The sequence below is a fragment of the Curtobacterium flaccumfaciens UCD-AKU genome (genome assembly GCF_000349565.1).
Taxonomy (GTDB): Bacteria; Actinomycetota; Actinomycetes; order Actinomycetales; family Microbacteriaceae; genus Curtobacterium; species Curtobacterium poinsettiae.
Genome location: NZ_KB714631.1, coordinates 475,136 through 481,143, shown reverse-complemented (window position 1 = coordinate 481,143; position 6,008 = coordinate 475,136). Strand labels below are relative to the sequence as shown.

Sequence of the window (6,008 nt, the reverse complement as noted above, 5' to 3'; positions counted from 1 at the left end):
CACCGTGCCTCCCGTCCGTCCGTCGGGGGCGTCCAGGGCTGTCGGCACCCGCCGATAAGGTGTTCTGCATGACACGCCTGCGCCTCGCATCCGTCAACGTGAACGGCGTCCGCGCCGCCTTCCGCAAGGGCATGGGCGACTGGCTCGCCACCCGTGACGTCGACGTGCTGGCCCTGCAGGAAGTGCGCGCGTCGAGCGACGACCTGACGGCGCTGCTCGGCGACGAGTGGGACATCGTGCACGACCCGGCGACCGCGAAGGGTCGCGCCGGCGTGGCCATCGCGTCCCGACACTCGGCGCAGATCCACCGCGTCGCGCTCGGACCGGACGACTTCGACTCCGCCGGCCGGTGGCTCGAAGCCGACTACGAGATCGGCGGCACCACCGTGACCGTCGTCTCGACGTACGTGCACTCGGGCGAGGTCGACACCCCCAAGCAGGACGAGAAGTGGAAGTTCCTCGACGCGATGACCGAGCGGCTGCCCGCACTCCGGGCGCACAACCCGCTCGCGGTCGTCGTCGGTGACCTGAACGTCGGGCACGACCAGCGCGACATCAAGAACTGGAAGGGCAACGTCAAGCGTGCCGGCTTCCTGCCGCGCGAGCGTGCCTACTTCTCGCGGTTCTTCGGTGCCGACGGCGAGCCCGTCGAGGGCGCCGACGGCTCCACGGGTCCCGGCCTCGGGTGGGTCGACGTGGGGCGCGCCCAGGCCGGTGACGTCGACGGGCCGTTCACGTGGTGGTCGTGGCGCGGTCAGGCCTTCGACAACGACACGGGCTGGCGCATCGACTACCAGATGGCGACGCCCGACCTTGCCGCGAAGGTCACGGAGTACACGGTCGACCGCGCTGCGGCGTACGACCAGCGATGGTCCGACCACGCCCCCGTGGTCGTCGACTACGAACTCTGACCTCTCTTCTCTCGCTTCACCTGACGCACCGGAGCACCACCATGACCAAGACCCGCATCTTCTCGGGCATCCAGCCGTCCGCCGGCTCGCTGCACCTCGGCAACTACGTCGGGGCACTCATGCAGTGGAGGACTCTGCTCGACGACTACGACGCCATCTACTGCGTCGTCGACATGCACGCGATCACGTCCCCGCAGGACCCTGCCGAGCTCCGTGCGAACACCCGGGCCACGGCCGCGCAGTACATCGCGTCGGGCATCGACCCGTCGAAGGCGACGCTGTTCGTGCAGTCCCACGTCCCCGCACACGCCGAGCTCGCCTGGGTGCTGAACACCCTGACCGGCTTCGGCGAGGCGAGCCGGATGACCCAGTTCAAGGACAAGTCGGCGCGCCAGGGCGCCGAGGCGGCGTCGGTCGGGCTCTTCACCTACCCGATCCTGATGGCCGCCGACATCCTGCTGTACGACACCAAGGTCGTGCCGGTCGGTGACGACCAGCGACAGCACGTCGAGCTGACCCGCGACCTGGCCGGACGCTTCAACTCGCGGTTCGGCGACACCTTCGTCACGCCCGAGGCGCGGATCCTGACCGAGACCGCGCGCATCTACGACCTGCAGGACCCGACCAACAAGATGAGCAAGTCCGCAGCGTCGGAGAACGGCCTCATCCGCCTGCTCGACGACCCGAAGCGCACCGCGAAGAAGATCAAGTCGGCCGTCACCGATGACGAGCGCGAGATCCGGGCCGACCGCCAGGCCAAGCCCGGTGTGACGAACCTGCTGTCGATCCTGTCGGCGTTCACCGGCACGTCGATCGCCGCGCTCGAGGAGTCGTTCGCCGGCAAGGGCTACGGCGACCTGAAGGGCGAGGTGGCCGACGCCGTCGTGGCCGAGCTCGAACCGGTCCGCGCCCGCACGCTCGAACTGCTCGACGACCCGGCCGAGCTCGACCGCCTGCTCGCCGTCGGTGCCGACCGTGCCGAGTCCATCGCGCAGGACACCCTGGCCCGCGTCTACGACCGCATCGGGTTCGTCCCGCGGTCGCGCGGCTGAGCGTGCAGCCCGTCACGCTCGAGTCGGCGCGCGTCCGGCTCGACCTGCCCACCCGCGCCGACACCGCGGCGATCACCGAAGCCTGCCAGGACCCGGAGATCGTCCGGTGGACCACGGTCCCGAACCCGTACCGCGAACAGGACGCCCGCACCTTCGTCGACGCGCTCGTCGGCCCGGGCTGGGCCTCGGACCGTGAGTACACCTGGGCGATCAGGCCCGCCGGCTCGACGTGGCTCGCGGGCATCATCAGCTACCGCACCGCCGGCCGCGACCTCGGGTTCTGGCTCGCGCCGTCCGCGCGCGGCGCCGGGATCATGCACGACGCCGTCCGGCTCGTCGTCGACTGGGCGCTCGAGCAGGGCGCCCCGGACGTCTACTGGGAGTGCTACGAGGGCAACACGGCGTCGGCGGCTGTCGCCCGTGCGGCCGGGTTCTCGTACACGGGCCGCGGCGAAGCCCGTGTGCCGGACCGGGACGGGGGCCTCACGGCGGCGTGGACGGCGCTCCGACGCGCCGACGGCGCACCTGCCTCCGACCTCCCGTGGCCCGTCGTCTGAACACGCTCACAACCATGGTGACGCGTCACCCGAATGCCGCCGGTAGGCTCGGCCCGTGAGCGACACGGCACGACCCACCGAGGTCCGAGCGATGCGCCGCGGGCTCGAACTCGCGGCCCTCGGACCCGCTGTCGGCGACCACGCACGCGTCGGCGCGGTGATCCTGTCCCCCACCGGCGAGGTCCTCGCCGAGGGCTGGCACAAGGGTGCCGGGACCCCGCACGCCGAGGTCGACGCGATGGCCAAGGTCGACCCGGCGCTGCTCCGCGGCGCGACAGCGGTCGTCACCCTCGAGCCCTGCAACCACGTCGGTCGCACCGGCCCCTGTGCCGTGGCACTGCTCGACGCCGGAGTCGCCCGGGTCGTGTACGCGATCGACGACCCCGGAGCCGACGTGCACGGCGGCGCCGACCGACTGCGCGCAGCGGGGGTCCAGGTCGTCTCCGGGGTCCTGGCCGACCAGGCCGAAGCGTTCCTCGAACGGTGGCTCCTGTCGGTGCGGCTCGGTCGCCCGTGGGTCACCGTGAAGTGGGCGTCCAGCCTCGACGGGCGTGCCGCCGCTGCCGACGGCACGAGCAAGTGGATCACCGGCGCCGCCGCCCGCCAGCACGTCCACGAGCAGCGTGCCGCCCACGACGCGATCCTCGTCGGCACCGGCACCGTCCTGGCGGACGACCCGAGTCTGACCGCCCGCGGTGACGCCGGCGAGCTGCTCGCCGACCAGCCGCTCGCCGTGGTGCTCGGCGACCGCCCGGTGCCCGACGACGCCGCGGTCCGCCGGCACCCGCGCGGACTCATCGCCCTGCCCGGACACGACCTGGCCACGTCGCTCGGAGCCCTGCGTGGGCACGGCGTGCACTCGGTGTTCGTCGAAGGGGGTCCGACGGTCGCCTCGGCGCTGATCGCCGCCGGACTCGTGGACGAGTACCTCGTGTACATCGCCCCGGTCCTGCTCGGCGGTCCCCGAGTGGCCCTCGGCGACCTGGGCGTGGGAAGCATCTCCGACCGTCGCCGGTTGGACGTACTATCGACCACCAGCCTCGGCCCCGACCTGCTGGTCCGAGCCCGGCCGCAGCGGACACAGCACCACGACCACCAGCTGCAGCGGCAGCACGACGCGACATCCGGGCTCGGGAACGACGGGCCCACGAACGACCGGAGCACCACATGACCGACGCGCTGACCTCGCCCACGCCGGGGAGCCCAGTCCACTTCGAGGTGTCCACGAACGTGCCGACCACCCACGGCACCTTCCAGATGCGCGCCTACCGCGACCTCGTCACGAGCGCGGAGCACGTCGCCATCATCGGCGCCCTGCCCGACGGCTCGCTGCCCGCCGACGGCGCGCTCGTCCGCGTGCACTCCGAGTGCCTGACCGGCGAGGCCTTCGGCTCGCTGAAGTGCGAGTGCGGCCCCCAGCTCGACGCGGCGCTCGACACCATCGCGGCCGAGGGCGGCGTGGTGATCTACCTGCGCGGGCACGAGGGCCGCGGCATCGGTCTCATCAACAAGCTCAAGGCCTACCGCCTGCAGGAAGACGGTCTCGACACGCTCGACGCCAACCTCGCGCTCGGGCTGCCTGCGGACTCCCGTGCCTACGGCGGTGCCGCGGGCATCCTCGCCGACCTCGGCATCACCCGCGTCCGGCTGCTGTCGAACAACCCCGAGAAGCGCCGCCAGCTCGAGGAGCACGGCATCACCGTCGACTCCCTCGTGCCGCTCGTCGTCGGCATCTCGGCGCAGAACGCCGGGTACCTCGACACCAAGCGCGACCGGATGGGCCACCAGCTGCCCGAGCACCTCGAAGCCGGGGCCGGCGCCGGCGCCTGAGCGCGCACGGGCAACGGACGGCCGCGACCAGCTGACTCTGGGCTGATTCGCAGCCAGACGACATCTGTCGTATGATCGGGCTTCCGTCACAAGCGGTCCCCCTCAGCCGAACGCACCCGATCGGCGCCCGCGCCACCCCGCGCGAACCGATCGGTGTCCGCCGTCCGGACCCTCGTGCTCTCCCCGGGAGCACGCAGCACGGAAGACCCCGCCCTGTCATGACCGCCGCTCCGGCACCCGCAACGCCCACCTCCGCTCCGGCCCCCGCCGGCAACCCGCGCTCCCGCGTCGTCATCGCCAGCCTCGTCGGCACGTCGATCGAGTTCTACGACTTCTACGTCTACGCCACCGCCGCAGTGCTCGTCTTCCCCACGCTGTTCTTCCCCAACGAGGACCCGACAGCCTCGCAGCTGTCGTCGTTCGTCACCTTCGCCCTGGCGTTCTTCGCCCGGCCGGTCGGGTCGATCATCTTCGGGCACTTCGGTGACCGGATCGGCCGCAAGACCACCCTCGTCGCGTCGCTGCTCGTGATGGGCACGGCCACGTTCCTGATCGGCTGCCTGCCGACGTTCGACACCGTCGGGGTGTGGGCTCCGGTCCTGCTCGCCGTGATGCGCTTCACCCAGGGAGTCGGCCTCGGCGGCGAGTGGTCCGGTGCGGCGCTGCTCGCGACCGAGAACGCGCCGAAGGGCAAGCGCGGCGTGTTCGGCTCGATGCCACAGCTCGGCGCACCCATCGGCTTCCTGCTCGCGAACGGCCTGTTCATCGCCATCAACGCGGCGATGCCCGCCGGTGCCGACGGCTCCCCGAACGCCGACTTCCAGGCGTGGGGCTGGCGCATCCCGTTCCTGCTGTCCGCGGTGCTCGTCATCATCGGCCTGTACGTGCGGTTCAAGCTCGTCGAGTCGCCGGTGTTCCGCGGGGTGCAGGAGTCCGGCACGGTCGCGAAGGTCCCGCTCGGCCGGGTGTTCCGCACCTCGTGGAAGGCCGTCATCGTCGGCACCTTCGGCATGGTCGCCACCTACGTGCTCTTCTACTTCCTGACGACGTTCACCCTGCAGTACGGCACCACCGGCACCGTGAACAGCGCGCTCGTGCCGAAGGTCGGTCTCGGGTACTCCCGCGGTGAGTTCCTGACGCTGCTGATGATCGGCGTCGTGTTCTTCGGGATCTTCACGCCGATCGCGGGCCTGCTCGCCGACCGGTTCGGCCGCCGCAAGACCCTCATCCCGACCACGATCGGCATCGCGCTGTTCGGCCTGACGTTCCAGTTCTGGTTCGCGGCGTCGAGCGGGCCGATCACGGTGGTGACGTTCCTCATCGTGGGGCTCTCCCTGATGGGTCTGACCTTCGGCCCGATGGGTGCGCTGCTGCCCGAGCTGTTCCCGACGAACGTCCGGTACACCGGCTCGGCCATCGCCTACAACGTCGCGTCGATCCTCGGTGCGTCGCTCGCGCCGACGGTCGCGCTGGCGCTCTGGCGGCCGGACGGCGACATCTTCTTCGTCGGCCTGTACCTGACGATCGCCGCGGTCGTGACGCTGGTCGCGCTGCTCTTCGTGCGCGAGACGAAGTCGAAGGACATCGCCGACGCCTGATCGGCGACCACCTGAGGGACGGGAGGCCCCCGCTCAGCAGCGACGCGAAGCGTTGCGCGG

The 6,008-nt window shown here is 71.2% G+C and carries 5 protein-coding genes and 1 pseudogene; all 6 read left to right on the top strand.

The window, feature by feature from the left end:
- The first annotated feature begins 68 nt into the window (after positions 1–68).
- Positions 69–911 (top strand): exodeoxyribonuclease III, encoded by an 843-nt coding sequence (locus H489_RS35860; RefSeq protein ID WP_017888724.1) that lies wholly within the window; start codon positions 69–71, stop codon positions 909–911.
- Positions 912–952: 41 nt separating this feature from the next.
- Positions 953–1,963, top strand: coding sequence for a tryptophan--tRNA ligase (trpS, locus tag H489_RS35855; RefSeq protein ID WP_017888723.1), 1,011 nt, complete (start codon positions 953–955; stop codon positions 1,961–1,963).
- Between the two features lie 2 nt (positions 1,964–1,965).
- A complete protein-coding gene (locus H489_RS0120010) occupies positions 1,966–2,520 on the top strand; it encodes a GNAT family N-acetyltransferase (RefSeq protein WP_017888722.1) in 555 nt (184 codons plus the stop codon).
- 91 nt (positions 2,521–2,611) lie between these two features.
- Positions 2,612–3,691: a bifunctional diaminohydroxyphosphoribosylaminopyrimidine deaminase/5-amino-6-(5-phosphoribosylamino)uracil reductase RibD gene (ribD, locus tag H489_RS0120005; protein ID WP_081612386.1), complete on the top strand. Its 1,080-nt coding sequence runs from the start codon at positions 2,612–2,614 to the stop codon at positions 3,689–3,691.
- Positions 3,692–3,720: 29 nt separating this feature from the next.
- Positions 3,721–4,350: pseudogene (gene ribA, locus H489_RS0120000) on the top strand (GTP cyclohydrolase II); the annotation flags it as partial.
- Positions 4,351–4,568: 218 nt separating this feature from the next.
- A complete protein-coding gene (locus tag H489_RS35850) occupies positions 4,569–5,948 on the top strand; it encodes an MFS transporter (protein WP_017888719.1) in 1,380 nt (459 codons plus the stop codon).
- The last annotated feature ends 60 nt before the right edge of the window (positions 5,949–6,008 follow it).